Raw genomic sequence first — 1,688 nt, 5'->3', positions numbered from 1 at the left:
GGTGATGCTCGACATCGACGGCTTCAAGGCGATCAACGACGCGCACGGGCACCTGGTCGGCGACCAGGTCATCGCGCGCGTCGCCGAGGCCTGCCAGCAGGCGCTGCGCCAGGCCGACGAGATCGCGCGCACCGGCGGCGAGGAATTCGTGGTGCTGCTGCCGGACAGCGCGGTCGACGAGGCGCGGCAGGTCGCCGAACGTCTGCGTGCGGGCGTCGAGGCGCTCGACTTCAACGACGTGGCGGCCGGACTGCGCGTGACGATCAGCCTCGGCGTCACCTCGCTCATTGCCCGCGATGCCGGGCTGCCCGAACTGCTGGCGCGCGCCGACGAGGCGCTCTACCAGGCCAAGGCCGCCGGCCGGAACTGCATCCGCACGCGCTGACGCCTCAGAGCGCGTCGCCGTCCAGCTCGCCGGTGCGGATCCGCACCACGCGCTCCAGGTCCCAGACGAAGATCTTGCCGTCGCCGATCTTGCCGGTGCCGGCCGACGCCATGATCGCCTCGACGACCGCATCGAGCTGGTCGTCGGCGACCGCCACCTCGAGCTTGATCTTGGGCAGGAAGTCGACCACGTACTCCGCGCCGCGATAGAGCTCGGTATGGCCTTTCTGCCGGCCGAAGCCCTTCACCTCGGTCGCCGTAATGCCCGCGACGCCGACCTCGGCGAGCGCCTCGCGCACCTCGTCGAGCTTGAACGGCTTCACCACCGCCATGACCATCTTCATCGGGCATCCTCCTGTCGCGGTCAGGATAGCCGCCGGGTTCGCCGCCGGCCATCGGCCGAGCGGGTAAAGTGCGCGTCGGCCGGACTTTTCCGACAGCCGCCCGCGGCGCCCGCCGACGGCGACGACCGGGCCGTGCGGGGCATCGTGTCCGCACTGCCGGAGACCCTTTCATGATCGACCTCGACCAGCTCGACGACCTCGCCCGCCGCCTCAGCGCGCTCGTGCCGCCCGGCCTGCGCGGCGAGTCCGCCCACGACCTGCGCGCGGAGCTGCAGCAGAACTTCCGCGCCGTGCTGCAGACCGGCCTGTCGCGGCTGGACCTCGTGACCCGCGAGGAATTCGACGTGCAGCGCGCGGTGCTGCTGCGCACCCGCGAGAAGCTCGAACAGCTCGAACGCACCGTCGCCGGGCTCGAGAGCCCGCCCGACGCGCCGCGCGCCGCCGCGCACTGAGCGCCCCGCCATGAACCTCGCCATCGTGCACAGCCGTGCGCGATCGGGCATCCGCGCGCCCGAAGTCCGGGTGGAAGTGCACCTGGGCGGCGGTCTGCCGGCGATGAACATCGTCGGCCTGCCCGAAGCCGCGGTGCGCGAAGCCAAGGACCGCGTGCGTGCCGCGATCGCCTGCGCGCAGTTCGAATTCCCGCAGCGCCGGATCACCGTGAACCTCGCGCCGGCCGACCTGCCGAAGGACGGCGGCCGTTTCGATCTTCCCATCGCCCTCGGCATCCTCGCCGCGAGCGGGCAGATCCCGCTCGATGCGCTGCGCGACGTCGAGTTCGTCGGCGAGCTCGCGCTCACCGGCGAGCTGCGCGGCGTCGACGGCGTGCTGCCCGCCGCGCTCGCCGCGGGCGAAGCCGGACGCCGTCTGGTCGTCCCGGCGCCGAACGGGCCCGAGGCCGCGCTGGCCAGCCGGGTCGAGTCGCGCACCGCGCGCACGCTGCTGCAGGTGTGCGCGATG

4 protein-coding genes are annotated in these 1,688 nt (G+C 72.6%); 3 read left to right on the top strand and 1 reads right to left on the bottom strand.

What is annotated here, in order from left to right:
* On the top strand, positions 1–385 hold a 385-nt coding region (locus ACY35P_RS15570), incomplete at its 5' end, for a GGDEF domain-containing protein (RefSeq protein WP_462116746.1).
* 4 nt (positions 386–389) lie between these two features.
* On the opposite strand, the gene ACY35P_RS15565 is transcribed toward ACY35P_RS15570, so the two are convergent.
* A complete protein-coding gene (locus ACY35P_RS15565; RefSeq protein ID WP_462116745.1) occupies positions 390–728 on the bottom strand; it encodes a P-II family nitrogen regulator in 339 nt (112 codons plus the stop codon).
* A gap of 170 nt (positions 729–898) precedes the next feature.
* On the opposite strand from ACY35P_RS15565, the gene ubiK reads away from it, so the two are divergent.
* Together ubiK and ACY35P_RS15555 are read left to right on the top strand one after the other, a co-directional pair.
* On the top strand, positions 899–1,180 hold the full coding sequence (gene ubiK, locus ACY35P_RS15560; protein ID WP_462116744.1) for a ubiquinone biosynthesis accessory factor UbiK: 282 nt from the start codon (positions 899–901) through the stop codon (positions 1,178–1,180).
* A gap of 10 nt (positions 1,181–1,190) precedes the next feature.
* Positions 1,191–1,688: magnesium chelatase domain-containing protein (locus ACY35P_RS15555; RefSeq protein WP_462116743.1), on the top strand; the 498-nt coding region annotated here is incomplete at its 3' end.

The organism is Lysobacter xanthus, from assembly GCF_047159895.1.
This window is presented reverse-complemented; position numbering and strand designations above follow the sequence as displayed.